Here is a 17,336-nt window from a genome sequence, read left to right as displayed (position 1 = left end):
AGGAGAGCACGGGGCAGATGTCCGAAACCCGCGGGGCGAAGGACCCGCACCCGACGCTCCGGGACGTCGCGCGGCAGGCCAAGGTCAGCGCCATGACCGTCTCACGGGTCCTGCGCGACGACCCGAAGGTGGCGCCCGACACCGCCGCCCGGGTGCGGGCCGTCGCCGACGAACTCGGCTACCGGCGCAACGAGATAGCACGCAGCCTGCGCCTGGGCGGCGGCACCGGCCTCGTGGGACTGGTCGTCACCAACCTCGCCAACCCTTTCTACTCGCGGCTCGCGCTCGGCGTCGACGCCGTCGTCAGCGGGCACGGCCTCAAGACCGTCATCGGCAACACCGGCCACGACCTCGCGAGCGAACGCTCCCTCGTGGAGGGCCTCGTCGCCCGCCGCGTCGACGGCATCATCGTGGTGCCCGCCGGCGACGACCAGCGCCACCTGGCCGCCGCCGCGGCCGGCGGGGTGCCGGTTGTCGTCGCCAGCCGCCCGCCGCACGGCTTCAGTGCCGACTGCGTCCTCGTCGACGACCACGGCGGGGCCTGCGCGGCCACCCGCAGCCTGCTCGCCGCGGGGCACCGGCGGATCGGCTTCGTCGGCTCTGCGCCCTCCGTCTACACCGGCGCCGAACGCCTGCGCGGCTACACCGACGCGCTCGCCGACGCGGGGATCGCACGCGACGAGACCCATATACGCCTCGGCCCGCAGGACACCGACGAAGCGACGCGCGCGACCGCCGAACTGCTCGCCCTGCCCGAGCCGCCGACCGCGCTGTTCTGCTCCAACAACCGCAACACCATCGGCGCGTTCAGGGCGATTCGCGCGGCCGGCACCGACATCGCGCTCGCCGGGTTCGATGACTTCGAGCTCGCCGACGTGCTCGGGCTGCCACTGGTCATCGCCGCGTACGACAGCGACGAACTGGGTCGGCAGGCGGGCCGTCTACTGGTACGCCGGCTCGGCGAGGACGTCGCCGGCCGGGGCCCGGCGCCCACCCACCACGCGGTGATCCCCACGTCGCTCGTCCGCTACGGGCTGCCCTGACGGTCTTGCTCTGATCACCGTGGCCGACCGCAGGACGTGAACGGGCCGTGGCAGGCGAGGACCGTCGATCGGCGGCAGGCATCGTCCTGCTCAGGCCATACCTCTCTTCTCACGATTGCCGTCGTTCAGCGTCACGCAGCCCCCCTGACAAAATGCGAGCGCGAATTTGTTCAGGTGGTACTGCGAGGCGGGCTCCTTGCCCGTCGACCGACTCGTGGCACTGGTGGATGCCGAGTCCTGACCCTGGGGCGACCCGGGCGCCCCGCTGTCCCTCGCCTCGGGCCGCTCCACCGTTCGGGGGGTTAGGATCAACCGCCGCATCTCTGGGGAGAGACAAGGCAGTTGACGCCTGGGGGGCGACGTGGTGGAGGACAGCAGACCTGCGCGCGGAACATGGGGAGCTGTATGGGGGAAGGCGTTGCTCGTCGTGGTGGCCGGGCTGGTCGCCGGACTCGCGGTGGCCTTCCACTGGTTCGGCTGGACCTCGATACCGGGCAACGCGTGCGGCGGCAGGTTCAGCCCCTGCCCCGACGGCACCACCCCCACCATCCTGCTGGCGTTCCTGTGCACCTTCGCGGGTACGGTCCTGGTCAACTGGCGGGTCGCCGAACTGACCAGGATCCGGCCCGGCAAGGCCCTGCCCGCCGTGCTCGTCGTCACGGGCATGATCCTCGCCCTCTGGCCGGGATGGCAGGCGTACGCGTGGATGCGCGGCCCCGTCCTCGACCGGGCCTGGGTCGCGCCGGTCGACCGGCCAGGCACCGTCAAGGGCGTGGGCAACTGGGCCCTGGACAGCGCCGTCGTCCGCGCCCGCACCGACGGTCTGACCAGCTACGACCTCGCCGACGGGCATGAGCACTGGAGCCTTGACGCACCCATGCGCGGATCGGCGTGCGCGATGAGCGACACCGTGGTCGACGGCATCGGTGTCATCGCCTTCGGCCGCGAGGATGAACCGTGCGACACAGTGTGGGGCGTGGACACCACGAGCGGCCGCAAGCTATGGGATCGGAAGATCAAGGGCGGCGCCGGGTTCGGGCTGCCCACCGACGGTCGGGTGGCCGCCGACAGCGGCGTCGCCGTCGCCCTGGAGGCCACCGCCGTACGGGGCTTCGCCCTGCGCGCAGGCGTCCCGCGCTGGAAACTGGACCTCGACGAGGACTGCTCGCCGGTCGTCGCCTCGGCCGCGGCGGGCCGCACCCGAGTGGTCGTCCAGTGCATGAGCGGCTCCGCGTTCCGCTCGCTGGAACTGGTCTCGCTCGACACCGCGACCGGCACGCACGTACGCCGTACCGCGCTGCCGGCGGAGAGCCGCTGGGAGACGGTCATGGTCCTCTCGGCCCGGCCGTTCACGCTCTGGCTCAAGGAGAAGGACGACCGCGGGACCGACGCTGTGCTCGCCTTCGGCGACCAGGACCGCCTGCGCGCGTCGGTGAAGGTCTCGGGGCACGAGGAAGACCTGCGCATGACCGTGGACACCGGACAGGGCTTCGACGCCCGGCCCGCGCTCCGCGCCGTGGTCGTCGGAGACGTTCTGGTGACCGCAGTGACGAAGCCGGGCGAGGCCGTCCCCGGCGCCGTGTCCGGCTACGGGCTCGGCAGCGGACGGCGACTGTGGCACGCCGGGGCGGGCGGGCCGGTCACGGCCCTCACCCGGCTGCCCCGGAACCGGCTCGCCGTCCTCGCGGGCGGGCGGATCGGCTCCCTCGACCCGCGCACCGGACACCTCACCGAGGGGCCGTTGATCCGCGAGGGCACCGACGACGTCGCCGAGGCCGCCCAACTTGTGCCCGGCCGCGACGGCGACTGGCTCCTCGTCAACCCCGACGGGACCGGCGTCACGCCGCCCCTCCTCAGGGTCAGCCGCTGACCTTTTCCGTACGTGCCGACCGGGTGCATGCCCACGGGAAATCGCGCGCCGAGCGACGTGATCAGCCGCCGAGCGGCATGGAGCCGGCGGCGGACCGGTGAGGCGACCCCGGCTGGATCTGGGGGACCGGTGATCCCTCTCCCGGCGGGGACCCCGGCGTGGACGTGACGGGTCCGGCAGGAAAGGGCGATGCGACATCGAACTGGGCCCCGCGCCCGGGGTGTTCGGTGACGTCGACCAACGTTCCCTCTCGCCCGTTCGAATAGGCGGACTACGCTACACGGCTCCCCCAGTCCCCCGACTTGACGGCATAGCAAGGTGAGATGTCCACCGCCTCGCCGCCACCCGCGCCCAAGCCGAACAAGCCCAGGCCGACTGACCGGGCACCACACGGGAGGAGCCGCCTGACAGCCAGCCGAACCAGCGGGCCGTCCAGAAGCCGCCATGGCGCTGAACCCGCGACGCGGGTCAAGCTACGAGTAGGCGGAGGCCAAGATCTGCCGCGTCGAGGTCCGCGAGGTCGCTGTTGCGCTTGGCCCATCGGCCGGAGTCGAGGTCGTCGCCAAGGCTTCGCACCGCCCGCTGCTCGGCCTCCGGCCCGACCCTCGTCCACACCGACATCGCACGGCGCACATGATCCTCCAGATACGCCCCCGGCCGGCGCCAGTACGCCTCGAACAAGCCGTCAGCGCAGTCCCACGGGACGGGCACCGGCTCGGCGCGGGCACCGATCGCGTCGGCCATCCCGGCAAGCGAGGGAAACTCCGCGAGGACGGCAGCGAACTCGGGCAGGTAATCGCGGGTGAGCCAGAATCGGTCCTGCCATCCGGGCTCGTCGGTGTCGAACGTGAGCACCACCACGCGTCGTGCCACGCGCTGCATCTCGCGCAGCCCCGCTACCGGGTCCCCCCAGTGGTGCACGGTGGAGACAGCCATCGCGACGTCGAAGGACTGGTCCTCAAATGGCAGACTCTCCGCGGCGGCGGCCACGCACGGCGCCGAACCAGCAGGCCGCTGTCCCCGCATGACCGCCGATGGCTCCACCGCGGTCACGTTCCGATCAGCAGGCTCGTAGGAGCCGGTGCCCGCCCCGACGTTCAGCACCGTCTGCGCGTCGCCGAGAGCGTCCCAGATCTGCGCGGCGATCCGCGGCTCGGTACGACGTGTCGCGGTGTAAGCGCCGCCGATCGCGTCGTACAGCCGTGCACCGAGCATCTCCAGTTGCTCCTCCGGTGTCACCATCAGTCCCTTCGCCCGTGCCTCAAGTTCTCTGTCGATGGCCGCCACCATGGCGTCGGCGCGATCACGCCGCTCCAGCAGCAGGCCGCGCAGTCGGCGCAGGTGCGCGACCGCGTCGGTGGACGAGTCGCCGACCAACTCCGCAACCTCCCGCAGCCCGAAGCCCAACCGCCGATAGGCCAACACCTCCCGCAGCCGCTCCACGTCGCCCGCCGAATAGGCCCGGTACCCGGCCGCGGTCCGCGCCGACGGCCGAACGAGCCTGATCTCGTCGTAGTGATGCAGCGTGCGGACGCTCACGCCGGCCAGCTCGGCCACACGTCCCACAGTCCAGTGATCCTTCACGGCACTGACTATGCAGCCTGACGTCACGTGAGGGTCAAGAGCCTCACTCACGACAGCAAGAGCCGAACGAAGCAGCGGTCCGAAGCGACTCCTGCGAGCCAAAGCGATGGTCTGGTTCAGCTTGATCCAGCACGGAAACCCCGGGTGTTCACGCCTGGGAGGAATCGCTTTTCTGGATTGCTCTGACACGCAGGTGCCCACGTGCCGGGCAAGTGACTTCAGGCGTCCATCGACGAGCCTGCCGGCCTTCGGCGCCAGGCGCCAACACCGGTCATTTCAACTGAGTTGCCGGCAGACAGACCGTAAATGACTGTTTGGCACATCTCGTGCGCATCCGTATGCCAAAGCGACAGATCGAACAGGGAACGGTTGGTTAGGGTGACACGGAGCGGCTGATCGGTGCCCCCATGGGCAGTTGTGGTCGCTGGAGGGTGGTTCGCACACGAGGGAGGGCTCGCGTTGGATCGCCTGGCCGGAGCTGAAGTGGAAGTCGATCCAGTCCAGTTCGTGCCTGACTTGGTGGGCGTATGACTCGCCGTCAGGTGCCCACGGTGCTGCCCCCGTCGCTGCGCGTGCGGCTCGGGCTAGTCGGGGGCCTCGCCGCGCTGGTGGTCGTCGTGCTCGGGGTCCTGTACGCCGGGGACGGTCAGCCCAGCCGGGTGGACGGGCGGGTCTGGTCGGCGGTGGAGGGTGTGGGGCCGCTGTGGCGGCACGTCGCTCTGGCCACCGACTTCTTGGGCGAGCCCGCGGGATCGGCGATGCTGATCGTGGCGGTCGTGACGGGCTGCCTGCTGCTGCTTCGCAGTCCTCGCGCAGCGGTGCTCGTCGTCGCCAGCGCCGCCCTCACCGTAGGAACGACGACGCTGCTCAAGCACGTGGTGGGGCGCACCATCCACGGCGACGACAACCTGTCCTACCCGAGCGGGCACACCGCCTTCGCCACCGCGCTCGCCCTCGTGGTGGCGCTGCTCGCGACGGGCCGGCTCGGCCTGGGCGGAACGGCCGGCACCTCACTCGTGCTCGGCGCGGCGCTGGTCGCCGGCGCCGCCATGGGCTGGGCGCAGGTCGTCCTGGGCGCGCACTACCCGACGGACGCCCTCGGCGGCTGGTGCACCGCGCTGGTGGTGATACCGGCGACCGCCTGGCTGGTCGACCGGATGGCCGACCGGCTGAGCGAGAGGGCCGCCGACCGGCTGGAGCACCGAATGTCCGACGCCCGTCGGCGGAAGCTTCCCTGACGTCACGTGACGTGACGGCGCAGCGCGTCTCGTCACGCCAAGCGCCGGAAGACCGGCTTCACCGGCCGCCCGCCCATCCAGGAAGTGGGGTCAGCGGCGTCCAGCGCCTTCCGGTACACCGCACACGCCTGGGCCACCACCTCGACGGTGCGGTCGATGTCGGCGTCGTCGAGCGCGCTGCTCACCACGAACGACGGGGCAAGGACTCCGCCCGCGAGGAGCCGGCGCAGGAACAGGGTGCGGTACTCCTGCGACGGCTGCAGGTTCTCGTCGAGGGTGGCGAAGACCAGGTTGCTGGCCCGGCCCCGGACGACGATGTGGTCGCCTACGCCCATGCCGGCCGCGGCCTCGCGGACCCCGGCGGCCAACCGCTCGCCGAGGTCGTGCAGGCGCGCGGTGATGCCCTCCTCGGTGTACGTGGTGAGCACGGCCATCGCGGCGGCCAGCGAGTGCGTCTCCGCACCGTGCGTCGTGGACAGCAGGAACACCCGGTCTCCGGAGTGGCGCAGGCCGCCCCGCTCCATCAGGTCGCGGCGCCCGGCCAGCGCGGAGACGGCGAACCCGTTGCCCAGCGCTTTGCCGAACGTGGAGAGGTCGGGGGTGACGCCGTACAGGCCCTGGGCGCCCGCCTCGGACCAGCGCAGACCAGTGATCATCTCGTCGAAGATCAGTACGCAGCCGTGCCGGTCGGCCAGTTCACGCAGGCCTTCGAGATACCCGGGCGGCGGCTCCGTGTGGCCGGCGGGTTCGAGGATCAGGCATGCGACCTCGTCCTCGTACCGGGTGAGCAGCTCCTCCGTGGCGGCCAGGTCTCCGTAGGGGAACGCGACGGTGAGCTCGGTGGTCTGGGCCGGGATGCCGGCGGACATCGGCGTGGTGCCGATGAACCAGTCGTCGACGGAGAAGAACGGATGGTCGCCGCAGAGGGCCACCCGTGGGCGCCCGGTGGCGGCGCGGGCCAAGCGGACCGCGGCGGTGGTGACGTCGGAGCCGTTCTTCGCGAACTTGACCATCTCGGCGGTCGGCACCGTGGCCAGGAAGCGTTCGGCGGCCTCGACCTCAACGATGGACGGCCGTACGAAATTGTTGCCGCGGTCGATTTCGCGCCGCACCGCCTCGAGCACGCGCGGGTGGGCATGTCCGAGGCTGACCGATCGCAGTCCGGAGCCGTACTCGATGTAGCGGTTGTCGTCGATGTCCCACACGTGGGCGCCGTGGCCGTGGCTGATGACCGGGGCCAGGTGCTCGGGGTACTGGTCGTCGCCCTTGGCGTAGGTGTGCGCGCCCCCGGGGATCAGGGTGTGCAGCCGCTCGTTCGCCTGCTGCGACCGGGGCAGGAGGAACTCTTCGGTGTCCACGCTGTCTTCAGCTCTCTTTCTGTTTCAGGGCCTCGGCAAGGCTCGGCGCCTCCCGGTCCCGCTGGGACATCGACACGGGCGACAGCGGCCAGGGGAGGGCGAGTTCCGGGTCGTCGAAGGCGATCGTCACGTCCTCGGTCGGATCGTGCGGGCGGTCGATCCGGTACGAGGTGTCGGCGGTCTCGGTCAGCGCCTGGAAGCCGTGCGCGCAGCCCGCCGGGATGTAGAGCGTCACCTGCGTGTCGCCGGACAGTTCGAAGAAGGCCCGGTTGCGGTAGGTCGGTGAGCCGGGCCGCAGATCTACGACGACGTCGAAGATCTTCCCGTACGAGCAGCGCACGAGCTTGGCCTCGCCGGCACCGGAACGCAGGTGCAGGCCTCGCAGTACGCCCCGGACCGAGCGGGACACGCTGTCCTGGACGAAGGCGTCCGGGTCGAGGCCCACCGAGCGGATCACGTCGGCGTCGAAGGTGCGGCAGAAGAAGCCGCGTTCGTCGGCGTACGGCGTCGGCTCGAACAGGAACGCGCCGTCGATCTCCGGGACTTCTCTGGCTTTCACGGTGCCTCCCGTAGGGCATGGGCGTGGGTGTGGTCGGCCACCGGGAAGAGGGCCGTGGTCAAGGCGGTGAACTGGTGCTCAAGTTGCCGAGCGGCGAGCAGGTTCCGCTCGGTGAGGGTCCGCCGGAGTTCCACCGCTCGCTGTTCCAGCGTCCGGAACTGGCCGAGCAGCCGCTCGGCGTCGACCTCGCGGGCGGGGTGGGAGTACGCGGCGAGACCCATCCGGTCCATGAGCGCGTCGCTCTTGGCCGCGTAGCTGAGCGCGAGCGTCGGCACGCCGACCTTCAGCGCGCAGATCAGGTTGTGGTAGCGGGTCGCCACCACGGTGTCGGCGGCCGCCATCTCCTTCATCAGGTCCGCGAGCGAGGTCGCCTCGGCGGCGGTGACCAGCGGCGAGTCGACCGCGTCGCGGATCGCGGCGACCACCGGTGCGTCGCACTCGTCGCCGGTGAGCAGTCGGACCGGCCTGCCGTCCTCGACCAGCGCGCGGACAAACCGGATGGTCCCGTGGAGGTAGCGCCGGTGGATCTCCTCGGCGCGGGCGCGGTCGCCGTCATTGCCGTGGAAGGCCATGACGCCGACGCAGACCGGGCCGCTCGGCGGATCCGAGGGCACGCTCGCCGGCGGCGCCGGCAGGGAGAAGGCGAGGTCCGGGTAGACCTTGTCGCGCGTGGTGTCCACGCCCATGGCCCGCATGGCTTCGCGGGACAGGTCGTCGCGGTAGGAGCGGTAGGTGGCGAGCCGCGCCGACCAGCGCACCAGGGCCCGGGTCGACCGGTTGGCGATCGTGTCCGCGCCGACGCTGACCAGCGCGACCCGGGTGCCGAGCAGCCGGCCGGACGCGCAGAGCAGGAACAGCGCGTACGGGAAGCCCCACGGCCTCAGCGGCAGCGTGGCCTCCAGGACGCCCATGCCCGGCACGATCACCACGTCGTGCCGGCGCACCCAGGCAGCGGTGCGGAAGACGTCGACGAGTTTTCCCAGACCCTTCCTCACGATCGCGCCCACCCGCGAAGCGGTCAGGTACTCCCCGCGGTACCAATGCAGCCGCGTCGCAGGGATGTTGTACCGGGTCGCGACGATCTCGGGTCCGCCGCACAGCGCGTCCACAACCGCCCCTGGGTGCTCGGCGCGCAGGTAGCCGAGCACGGCTTCGAGGGACCCGTCGTTGCCGAGGTTGCCGGAGCCGAGCAGGCCGAACACCCCGACGCGCACGGGCGTCAAGCCTGCCTCCCTTCACGACTTTCACGCCCGGCGACGAGGGCGTCGACGCAGACGGTGAGCCCGGCGGGGTCGATCGGTGCGCGGTCCTCGACCCGCTCGCCGGCGCCGGGCCGGGCGCGGCTGGTCATCCAGGCGGCGAGGTGGCGGTAGCAGGCGCGCCGGTCGGCCGGGGACAGCGGCGCCCGCCGGATCGCCGAGGCGAAGCCCCAGACGTACTCGGCGAGCAGCCGGGGCGTCGGGTGCAGCAGGCCTGCGCGGCGCGGGTCCAGGTTGACGCAGCGGGAGCGCTTGGAAGGGTTCGCCCGCTCGGCGCGGGTGGGGTGGTCGCGGCGGAAGTACAGCAGCTCCGGCACCTGGTGGAAGGGGCCGTTCAGGACGATCTCGGCGACGAACGTGCGGTCCGCGTGGTGGTAGCTGTCGTGCGGCTTCACCCGGCGTAGCATGTCGGCCCGCATCACTCCGTAGAAGTCGTCGCCTCCGGGCTCGAAGAGGAAACTGCGGAAGCGCTCCGGCGCGCGGGACGAGTCGGTGTCGATCCCGTACTCGTACGGGACCTTCACCTGGCCGTCGCCGTCGATGACCGCCTGGCCGGAGTGCGCGAGGACCACGTCCGGCCGCTCGTCCAGCGCCTCGACACACCGCTTCAGCAGGTCCCGGGCGTACAGGTCGTCGTGCGAGGCCCACTTGAACAGTTCGCCGCGGCACTGGGTGAACACGTAGTTGTGGTTCGGCGCGGCGCCGATGTTCCGGGGCAGCCGGATGTAGCGGATGCGCGAGTCCCTCGCGGCGTACTTGCCACAGATGTCCCGGGTCCCGTCGGTGGAGGCGTTGTCGGTGACGACCAGTTCGAAGTCTTCATAGGTCTGGCCGAGCAGGGCGTCGAGCGACTCGGCGAGGTACTCCTCGCCGTTGTACACGGGCAGGCCGATGCTGAGCCGGGGGCGGTGGGGGGTCATGACGTCCTCACTTCACGGATGTGGTTCTGGTGGTGCTCACGCAGGGCGGTCCGCAGTTGCAGCCACCACACGGCCGAGCCGCAGAGGGTCGCGACGGCGACGCCCCAGGCCGAGCCGACCGTGCCGGCGACGGCCGCCCCGCCGAGACCGCCGCTGACGTAGCAGGCGGAGGCGAACAACTGGCTGCGCAGGCTGCGCCGGGCCGCGGCGAGCGCGCGCAGCCCGGCCGCCGCCCCGGTGCCCAGGCCGGCGCCCGCGACACCGAGCACGGCCGGCACGATGAGCTGGGAGGCGGAGTGCCAGACGTCGCCGAGTACGAACGCGCCGATCCGGTCCGGCATCAGCAGCAGTGCCGTGCCCCAGAGCAGCGCGGCGACGGCCTGTCCGCCGCCGAGGAGGAGGCAGAACGGGCCGAGGCGGTGCGGGGCCTGCCGCAGTACCCGTGCCGCCTCGGCGACGGTGACCAGGGACAGCCCCATCAGCACTGCGAGGAACGGGCCGAGCAGGAGCTCCGCGCCCCGGACCGCTCCCACCGCGCCGACCCCGACGATCGCACCGAGCCCGTACGCCCGCAGCTGGCTCGCACCGCTGAGGCAGGTGTTCTCGACCAGGTACCGGGAGCCGAGATCGCGGTGCGTGCGCAGCCACTGGCGCGCTCCGGTCAACTGGGGCCGGATGCCTGACTGGAGACAGCCGTACAGCGCGGCCACCGCGGCGGACGCGCCCCAGGCCAGCACGAACGCGGCCACGCTGCCCACGCGGGCGGCCACCACCATCGCCGGGACGAGCGCGACGCCCCACACGAGGTCGTTGACGAACGCCTTACGCCCGGTCCCGGCGGCGAAGAACGCGTACCGCCAGGCGTCCTGCAGCAGCAGTCCCGGCAGCATGACGCCGAGGCAGGCGAACGCGATCCCCACGCTGCCGCCGAGCGCGAGGCCGACCGCCAGGCACACCGTGCCGATGGCGGCACCGACACCGAGCGCGGTACCCGACGACCGGGCCACCGCCGCACGCCAGGACGCGTCCGGCACGCCGCTGAAGCGCACCACCAGCGGGTCGGTGCCCACGCCGCGCGAGACGCTGAGCACCACGCCGTACGTCACCCAGGCCAGGCTGAACACGCCGAACGCGGTCACCCCGAGCGAGCGGGCCACGTAGATCCCCACCGCGAAGTTGGACAGGCTGGAGGCCGCCTGGTCGGCCAGCCCCCAGGACAGCCGGCCGACGACGCCCCGCCTGGCGGTCGCAGCCGTCGGCCTCGTCTTCTCCCCCTCGATGGTCATCGTCGTCAAGCCTTGATCAGCCCGGCGCCGCGCAGGGCGTCGGCCGCGTCGGCGACGGTGTCGAACGGCAGGCAGGACCGCTCGGCGACCTCCATCAGACTGTGCTCGCCGTCGGAGAGGCTGAGCACCCAGAGCATCGCCATCTGGGCCTGCTTCGCGTCGCTGCGCCCACCGAGCGAGTCGTACAACCCACGGCGCCCCAACTGGGGTTCGCCGTACGGGCTGAGGTTGACGTACTGCCGGTTGCGGTCGAGGACGGCGAACGCCTCGCGGCAGACGGCGAGGGTGTCCGCCATCGCCTCCGGGGAGACGAAGTCCGGGTTGTCCGCCGAGGTGTGGTACTCGGGATACCCGGCGTACGGGGTCCGGCTGAGCGAGCCCACGCCGAGGTCGAACCCGGGCGAGCAGTACTGCCGCTCGTCGTAGCCGTACGGGGTGAACTCGGTGACGTGGTGCGGGCGTTCGGAGGCGGCCAGCACATGCCGCATCACCCGGTCGATCTCCGCGTCGCCGCGCCTGCTCTGTTTGTACGTCAGTCGGCCTGCGTCGCCGGCGCAGGCCAGCACGAGGCCGTGCTTGACCCGCTCGATCCGCTCCGCGTTGCGGGCCAGCCAGGTGATCGCCCCGATGGTGCCGGGCGCGTAGATGAACCGGTAGGTGTAGTACGGCGTCTCCTGCGCAAGGGCGCGGGCCAGGAACGTCGCCACCGCGATGCCGGCCAGGTTGTCGTTGGCCAGCGACGGGTGGCAGGTGTGGCAGGAGACGATCACCTCGTCGGGGATCTGGCCGGGGACCACGTGCTCGGCGTAGGTGAGGTGGCCGTCCGCGAGCGTGGAGTCGATGCGTACCTCGTACTCGCCGTCCGGCAGCGCGTCCAAGGTCTCCTGGGCCAGGCAGAACCCCCATTCCGGCTTGTAGTAGCTCGTGCGGTATGGGACCCAGTTCGGGTGGTCCGGCAGGGTGTGCAGGTGGGCGCGCAGCTCGGTCAGCGGCATCGTCTTCGTCACCGGCACGCTGTAGCCGAGCACGTGCAGGCTGGAGGCGGCGAAGTCGACGACCCGGTTGCCGGCGGGGTCGGCGACGTACGCGTCCCGGATGTTCCACTCCTGCGGCACCGTCCAGTCGAGGACCTGAGTCCCCGTCGGTACCTCGTGCACCTGCAGCGGGACGTACTCGTTGACGATGTCCAGGGTGGCGCGCACACTGTCGCCGGTGATGCTCCGGCACAGGGGGTACAACCGCTCCACCAGCTCGTGCATCTGCGCGCCGGCCGAGGTCATCGGCTCCACCGCAGGGTGTCGTCGACGGCGCCGGCCTCGGACGCCGCGCGCAGCACGGCGAGGCGGGTGAAGCGTCGCTCGAAGTCCTCCCGGGTCAGGTCGAACTTCCGGTAGGCGTCGGCGAGTTCGAGCGCGCCCTGCTTCACCGTCCACTCGCAGTCGAAGCCGGGGATCGCGGCGCGGAACCGGGAGCAGTCCACCCGGTAGGAGCGCGGATCGGCACCGGTCTCCCCCGTGATCACCACCTTCGAGCCGGACACCGCCTCGGCGACCTGATCGGCGATCTCGGCGACCGTGACGTTGTTGACCTCGCTGCCGATGTTGAACGCCCGGTCGTGCACCGCCTCGCGCGGCGCGGTCAGCGCGGCCGTGAAGGCCTTCGCGATGTCGGCGGCGTGCACGAGCGGGCGCCACGGGGTGCCGTCGGACATCACCAGGACTTCGCCGGACAGGAGTGCGTGGCCCACCAGATTGTTCAGGACGATGTCGGCGCGCAGCCGGGGCGAGAAACCGAAGGCAGTGGCGTTGCGCATGTACACCGGGCTGAAGTCGTCGTCGGCGAGCGCGTGCAGGTCGTCCTCCACCCGCACCTTGGACTCCGCGTACGGCGTCACCGGGCGCAGCGGGGCGTCCTCGGCCACCAGGTCGTCACCGCCCGCGGCGCCGTAGACCGAGCAGGTGGACGCGTACAGGAAGCGTCGCGCTCCGGCCTCGCGGGCCAGCCGGGCAAGGCGGACGGAGGCGTGGTGGTTGATGTCGTAGGTGAGCTCGGGCGCCAGGGAACCCAGCGGGTCGTTGGAGAGCGCGGCCAGGTGGATCACGGCGTCCACCCCGGCCACGTGTTCGGCCGTGACGTCGCGCAGGTCCACCCGGTGCCCTGGAGGGTCCGCGGGCTGCGGGCCGAGAACGCAGTCGGTGAACAGGCCGGCGTCGAGGCCGACGACCTCGTGTCCGGCGGCCGTGAGGACCGGAGCCATGACGGTGCCGAGATAGCCCTGGTGTCCGGTGAGCAGTACGCGCAACTTTCAGTCCCCCAGATTGAGCGTGAATTTGGTGACGGCGAACGCCTCGGCGTAACGCGCGTGGCATTCGATGCCGCGGATCCGGGCGAGGCCGAGGAATGCCTCCCGGTCGTACCAGGGCCGGTGGCGCTGCGAGGGATAGTGCTCCTGCAGCAGTCGCACCTTCTGTTCGGCGGTCTCCGGCGACAGCGGCTGGTACGCCGCCGGACGGCCGAGATCGCCGTCCCACTTGACGATCTCGTAACCGAGCACGAGGTGGTCGCGGAACGCGGTGGTCATCAGCTGCGCCAGGCCGCGGTGGTCCTGGTGCGCATCATCGGTACGCGGCGCGAGGACCAGGTCAGGATCGGTCTGCGCGCGCAGCTCCTCGACCGCGGCCTTGGCCTCCTCCCAGTGCGCGGGCATCCGGCCGTCCGGCAACTTGAGTACGGTCGGGCGAAGTTCGGCGCCCGGGCAGAAGGCGGCGAGGGCGGCCCGCTCCTCGTCCTCCCGCTCGCTGCCGCCGCCGGAGAGCACCAGCGCGTCGACACGGACCCCGGGCTGTGCTCGGCACATCGCCAGCAGGGTGCCGCCCGCGCCGATGGCGATGTCGTCGCAGTGCGCGCCCACCGCGACGATCCGGTCCAGGCGGCGCCCGGCCCCGAGCCGGATCATGCGCCCACCCCCGCCCCGTCGCGCTCCCACACGGCCCACGGGCGGTCGCCGCGGGCGTAGGCGGCGTCGAGCGCGGCCCGCTCCTTCACGGTGTCGGTCGGCTTCCAGAAGCCGCGGTGCTGATGCGCCACCAACCGCCCCCGCTTGGCCAGTTGAGCACATCCGTCGGCGACCAGGTCGCCGTTCTCGGGTATGTGGTCGAAGACCTCCTGGCGGAGCACGAAGTAGCCGCCGTTCTCCCACAGCGGCATGTCGCTCACCGCGGTGATGCCCCCCACCAGGCCGTCCTCGCCCAGGTCCACGCAGTGGAACGACGACTGCGGCGGCACCACCGTCATCGAGGCACCGGCGTCGCGCCGGGCGAACTTCTCGATCATCTCCGGCAGCGGAGCGTCGGTGAGCACGTCGGCGTAGTTGGCGAGGAACATCTCGTCGCCGTCCAGGTGGTGGCGCACCCGGCGCAGCCGCTCACCGATCGGCGACTCGATGCCGGTCTGCGCGAACGTGATCGTCCAGTCGGCTATGTCGGTCGACAGCAGCTCGGTCCTGCCGCCCCGCAGCACGAAGTCGTTGGACGTCGTCTCCTCGTAGTTGAGGAAGAAGTTCTTGATGTGGTGCGCCCCGTACCCGAGGCACAGGATGAACTCCGTGTGCCCGAAGTGCGCGTAGTAGCGCATGACGTGCCAGATCAGCGGCCTGGGGCCGACCATCGCCATCGGCTTGGGCACATCGTCGGCGGCGCCGCTGCGCATACGCATCCCGTATCCGCCGCAGAAGAGGACGACCTTCATGACTTGACCTCGGCAATGCTCAGTTCCGGGATGGGGAAGACCAGGCGGCCTCCCCACTCGTGGATGAAGGACAGCTGCTCGACCAGCTCGTCCCGCAGATTCCATGGGAGGACGAGGACGTAGTCGGGCCTGTCGGTGCTGATCTGCTCGGGCGGCAGGATCGGGATGCGGGTGCCGGGGGTGAACCTGCCGTGCTTGTAGGGGTTGCGGTCGACCGTGTACGCGAGCAGGTCGGGCCGGATTCCGCAGTGGTTGAGCAGGGTGTTGCCCTTGCCCGGGGCGCCGTAGCCGACGACCGTCTCGCCGCGTTCGGCCGCCTCGATGAGGAACTTCAGGAGGTCCCGGCGCACCTTGGCCACCCGGGCGGAGAACTCGGTGTACCCGGACAGCTCCTGCAGCCCGGCGGCCTTCTCCCGGTCCAGTACGTCGGTCACCCGCTCGGTCGGCTCGCCGGCGACCTCGGCCGGCCGGGCCCACAGCCGGATGGAGCCGCCGTGCGTGGGCAGCAACTCGACGTCCACGAGCGTGAGTCCACCGCCGGCAAGGGCTCGGATCGCGGACGCGACCGTGTAGTACTGGAAGTGCTCGTGGTAGATCGTGTCGTACTGGTTCTCCTCGATCAGGGTCAGCAGGTGCTGCACCTCGATGGAGACCCAGCCGTCGTCGGCGACCAGGGCGCGCAGGCCCTCGGTGAACCCGACCACGTCGGGGATGTGCGCGTACACGTTGTTGGCGACGACCAGGTCCGCCGGGCCGTGCTCGGCGCGGACGGCCGAACCGGTGTCCGGGGACAGGAACTCCGTGAGCGTGGGCACCCCCGCGTCGCGCGCCGCAGCGCCGACGTTCACCGACGGCTCGATGCCGAGGCAGCGGATCCCCCGGTCCGCCACGTGCTTCAGCAGGTACCCGTCGTTGCTCGCGACCTCGACGACGAAAGCGTCGGGGCCGAGGTCCAGGCGCTGTACGGCGTCGGCGACGAACGTGCGCGCGTGCTCCACCCAGGAGGTCGAGAAGGAGGAGAAGTACGCGTACTCGCTGAACGTCTCCTCCGGCGTGATCAGCGGCGGTATCTGTGCGAGCCAGCAGTCGGTGCAGACCCGCAGGTGCAGCGGGTACGCGGGCTCCGCTCGGTCGAGTTGGTCCGCGGCGAGAAAGCTCTCGCACGGCGGGGTCGCCCCCAGGTCGACGACGCTGGCCAGCGTCGCCGAGCCGCACAGTCGGCATCGTGTCATCTTCTGTCCCCATCCCCCCTGCTCGCAGGGGTGTCCCCGCCGCGAGCCAGTGCTGACCGCCCCGCGATCGCGGTGCGGTACTCCTCCACCAGGCGCTCCAGGCCGACGGCCGGGCTGAAGCCCTGCTCGTAACGGCGCCGGGCCGCCTGGCCCATCTCCCGGTTTCGGGCCGTGTCGGCCGCGATCCGGCGTATGCGGTCCGCGAGCGAGGCAGCCTCGCCCGGCCGGTGCAGCAGCCCGGTCACCCCGTCCTCGACGAGTTCGACGAAGGCGCCGTGTCCGGCGGCGACGGTCGGGACCCCCGCCGCCATCGCCTCCACGACCACCAGGCCGAACGCCTCCAGCCACGTCGAGGGAGCCACCACGGCGACCGACCGCGCGACGGCCTCCCGGCACTGGTCCGTGTCGTACAGGCCGACGTACCGGACGTCCTTCCGGCCCGCCGCCCAGGCGGTGAGCTCTGGCTCCAGCGGTCCCGTGCCGGCGATCACCAGCGGTACGCCCACCCCGCCGTCCGCGGCGATCTCGTCCCACGCGGCCATGAGCAGCCGTACGCCCTTGGCCTCCGCGAGCCGGCCGAGATAGAGCAGATGCTCGCCGTCGCCCGTGCGGCGAACGCCCGGCTCCGGCACGAAGTTGTGCTTCACCGCCAGCCGTTCGGTCGGCATGCCGGCCCGTACCAGGGTGTCGCGCTGCGCCGCGGAGATGCAGAAGAACCGCTCCACGCCGGACCACCAGCGCCGCCGGTTGACCGACAGGCTCACCGCGAGCGGCACCGTCGCAAGGCGGGAGTCGCGGTAGCAGCCGTGCCGGACCGCGGGAAGCGGTCCCTTCCCGACGCACTCGGTGCAGGGCCGGCCGTCCCGCTGCAGCGTGCCGGGCGGGCAGACCTGCGTGTAGTTGTGCAGCGTGGCCACGGCGGGGACGCCCGCGTCGGCGCAGGCGGCAAGGACCGCGGGCGACAGCAGCGGAAAGACGTTGTGGACGTGGACCACGTCCGGCCGCTCCGCGCGAAGACGGGCGGCAAGTTCCTTACGCACCGCCGGGTTCCACGGAACCAGCAGCGGCACCGCGACCTTGCCGGGCAGGGACCGGGCGGCGATGGTGTCGCTGCGCCGCTCGAACACCTCGGCCCGGTGACCGGCCGCGCGCAGCAGCTCCACCTCCTGGTCGACGACCTTGTTCTCCCCGCTCGGCTGCGCCGAGGCGTAGCGGTTGTGCACTACGAGGACGTGCATGC

Annotated in this window: 15 protein-coding genes; 3 read left to right on the top strand and 12 right to left on the bottom strand. The window is 71.4% G+C overall.

Going from position 1 to position 17,336, the window contains the following annotated elements:
- Positions 1 to 17 precede the first annotated feature (17 nt).
- Together ACWFR4_RS36950 and ACWFR4_RS36945 are read left to right on the top strand one after the other, a co-directional pair.
- On the top strand, positions 18 to 1,043 hold the full coding sequence (locus ACWFR4_RS36950; RefSeq protein ID WP_453656205.1) for a LacI family DNA-binding transcriptional regulator: 1,026 nt from the start codon (positions 18 to 20) through the stop codon (positions 1,041 to 1,043).
- 427 nt (positions 1,044 to 1,470) lie between these two features.
- On the top strand, positions 1,471 to 2,913 hold the full coding sequence (locus ACWFR4_RS36945) for an outer membrane protein assembly factor BamB family protein (RefSeq protein WP_453656259.1): 1,443 nt from the start codon (positions 1,471 to 1,473) through the stop codon (positions 2,911 to 2,913).
- 468 nt (positions 2,914 to 3,381) lie between these two features.
- Here ACWFR4_RS36945 and ACWFR4_RS36940 read toward each other — a convergent pair whose 3' ends face one another.
- Entirely contained in the window at positions 3,382 to 4,479 is a 1,098-nt protein-coding gene (locus tag ACWFR4_RS36940) for a MerR family transcriptional regulator (RefSeq protein WP_453656258.1), read from the bottom strand.
- Between the two features lie 545 nt (positions 4,480 to 5,024).
- Between ACWFR4_RS36940 and ACWFR4_RS36935 the strand changes: the two genes are divergently transcribed.
- Positions 5,025 to 5,735, top strand: coding sequence for a phosphatase PAP2 family protein (locus tag ACWFR4_RS36935; protein ID WP_453656204.1), 711 nt, complete (start codon positions 5,025 to 5,027; stop codon positions 5,733 to 5,735).
- 32 nt (positions 5,736 to 5,767) lie between these two features.
- On the opposite strand, the gene ACWFR4_RS36930 is transcribed toward ACWFR4_RS36935, so the two are convergent.
- From ACWFR4_RS36930 to ACWFR4_RS36880, 11 genes are read right to left on the bottom strand one after another with little or no spacing between them, the layout of a single operon-like run.
- Positions 5,768 to 7,093, bottom strand: a complete 1,326-nt coding sequence (locus tag ACWFR4_RS36930; RefSeq protein ID WP_453656203.1) for a glutamate-1-semialdehyde 2,1-aminomutase — start codon at positions 7,091 to 7,093, stop codon at positions 5,768 to 5,770.
- Positions 7,094 to 7,100: 7 nt separating this feature from the next.
- Positions 7,101 to 7,652: a dTDP-4-dehydrorhamnose 3,5-epimerase gene (gene rfbC / locus ACWFR4_RS36925; RefSeq protein WP_453656202.1), complete on the bottom strand. Its 552-nt coding sequence runs from the start codon at positions 7,650 to 7,652 to the stop codon at positions 7,101 to 7,103.
- On the bottom strand, positions 7,649 to 8,875 hold the full coding sequence (locus ACWFR4_RS36920; RefSeq protein ID WP_453656201.1) for a polysaccharide pyruvyl transferase family protein: 1,227 nt from the start codon (positions 8,873 to 8,875) through the stop codon (positions 7,649 to 7,651). The genes rfbC and ACWFR4_RS36920 overlap by 4 nt, the downstream gene beginning before the upstream one ends.
- Complete coding sequence (locus ACWFR4_RS36915; protein WP_453656200.1) at positions 8,872 to 9,831, bottom strand: glycosyltransferase family 2 protein; 960 nt, start codon at positions 9,829 to 9,831, stop codon at positions 8,872 to 8,874. Before ACWFR4_RS36915 ends, ACWFR4_RS36920 begins: the two co-directional genes overlap by 4 nt.
- Positions 9,828 to 11,117 carry a hypothetical protein gene (locus tag ACWFR4_RS36910; protein ID WP_453656199.1) on the bottom strand — a complete coding sequence of 430 codons (1,290 nt, stop codon included), beginning with the start codon at positions 11,115 to 11,117 and terminating at the stop codon, positions 9,828 to 9,830. The genes ACWFR4_RS36915 and ACWFR4_RS36910 overlap by 4 nt, the downstream gene beginning before the upstream one ends.
- A gap of 5 nt (positions 11,118 to 11,122) precedes the next feature.
- Positions 11,123 to 12,397 (bottom strand): DUF4910 domain-containing protein, encoded by a 1,275-nt coding sequence (locus ACWFR4_RS36905; RefSeq protein WP_453656198.1) that lies wholly within the window; start codon positions 12,395 to 12,397, stop codon positions 11,123 to 11,125.
- On the bottom strand, positions 12,394 to 13,419 hold the full coding sequence (locus ACWFR4_RS36900) for an NAD-dependent epimerase/dehydratase family protein (protein WP_453656197.1): 1,026 nt from the start codon (positions 13,417 to 13,419) through the stop codon (positions 12,394 to 12,396). The genes ACWFR4_RS36905 and ACWFR4_RS36900 overlap by 4 nt, the downstream gene beginning before the upstream one ends.
- A 3-nt stretch (positions 13,420 to 13,422) precedes the next feature.
- Positions 13,423 to 14,073 carry a PIG-L deacetylase family protein gene (locus ACWFR4_RS36895; RefSeq protein WP_453656196.1) on the bottom strand — a complete coding sequence of 217 codons (651 nt, stop codon included), beginning with the start codon at positions 14,071 to 14,073 and terminating at the stop codon, positions 13,423 to 13,425.
- Positions 14,070 to 14,864, bottom strand: a complete 795-nt coding sequence (locus ACWFR4_RS36890) for a glucose-1-phosphate cytidylyltransferase (RefSeq protein WP_453656195.1) — start codon at positions 14,862 to 14,864, stop codon at positions 14,070 to 14,072. The genes ACWFR4_RS36895 and ACWFR4_RS36890 overlap by 4 nt, the downstream gene beginning before the upstream one ends.
- A complete protein-coding gene (locus tag ACWFR4_RS36885) occupies positions 14,861 to 16,096 on the bottom strand; it encodes a class I SAM-dependent methyltransferase (RefSeq protein ID WP_453656194.1) in 1,236 nt (411 codons plus the stop codon). The genes ACWFR4_RS36890 and ACWFR4_RS36885 overlap by 4 nt, the downstream gene beginning before the upstream one ends.
- The gene (locus ACWFR4_RS36880; protein WP_453656193.1) at positions 16,093 to 17,334 is read right to left on the bottom strand and encodes a glycosyltransferase; all 1,242 of its coding nucleotides are present in this window, start codon (positions 17,332 to 17,334) and stop codon (positions 16,093 to 16,095) included. The genes ACWFR4_RS36885 and ACWFR4_RS36880 overlap by 4 nt, the downstream gene beginning before the upstream one ends.
- Between the last annotated feature and the right edge of the window lie 2 nt (positions 17,335 to 17,336).

It is taken from the genome of Streptomyces sp. NPDC055140 (genome assembly GCF_053607285.1).
This window is presented reverse-complemented; position numbering and strand designations above follow the sequence as displayed.

Excerpts from the sequence above, each read along its gene's own strand:
- ACWFR4_RS36950 (WP_453656205.1), top strand. The coding sequence starts at position 18 with ATGTCCGAAACCCGCGGGGCGAAGGACCCGCACCCGACGCTCCGGGAC.
- ACWFR4_RS36885 (WP_453656194.1), bottom strand. The coding sequence starts at position 16,096 with ATGACACGATGCCGACTGTGCGGCTCGGCGACGCTGGCCAGCGTCGTC.
- ACWFR4_RS36880 (WP_453656193.1), bottom strand. The coding sequence starts at position 17,334 with ATGCACGTCCTCGTAGTGCACAACCGCTACGCCTCGGCGCAGCCGAGC.
- ACWFR4_RS36905 (WP_453656198.1), bottom strand. The coding sequence starts at position 12,397 with ATGACCTCGGCCGGCGCGCAGATGCACGAGCTGGTGGAGCGGTTGTAC.
- ACWFR4_RS36915 (WP_453656200.1), bottom strand. The coding sequence starts at position 9,831 with ATGACCCCCCACCGCCCCCGGCTCAGCATCGGCCTGCCCGTGTACAAC.
- ACWFR4_RS36895 (WP_453656196.1), bottom strand. The coding sequence starts at position 14,073 with ATGATCCGGCTCGGGGCCGGGCGCCGCCTGGACCGGATCGTCGCGGTG.
- ACWFR4_RS36910 (WP_453656199.1), bottom strand. The coding sequence starts at position 11,117 with ATGACCATCGAGGGGGAGAAGACGAGGCCGACGGCTGCGACCGCCAGG.
- ACWFR4_RS36890 (WP_453656195.1), bottom strand. The coding sequence starts at position 14,864 with ATGAAGGTCGTCCTCTTCTGCGGCGGATACGGGATGCGTATGCGCAGC.
- ACWFR4_RS36935 (WP_453656204.1), top strand. The coding sequence starts at position 5,025 with ATGACTCGCCGTCAGGTGCCCACGGTGCTGCCCCCGTCGCTGCGCGTG.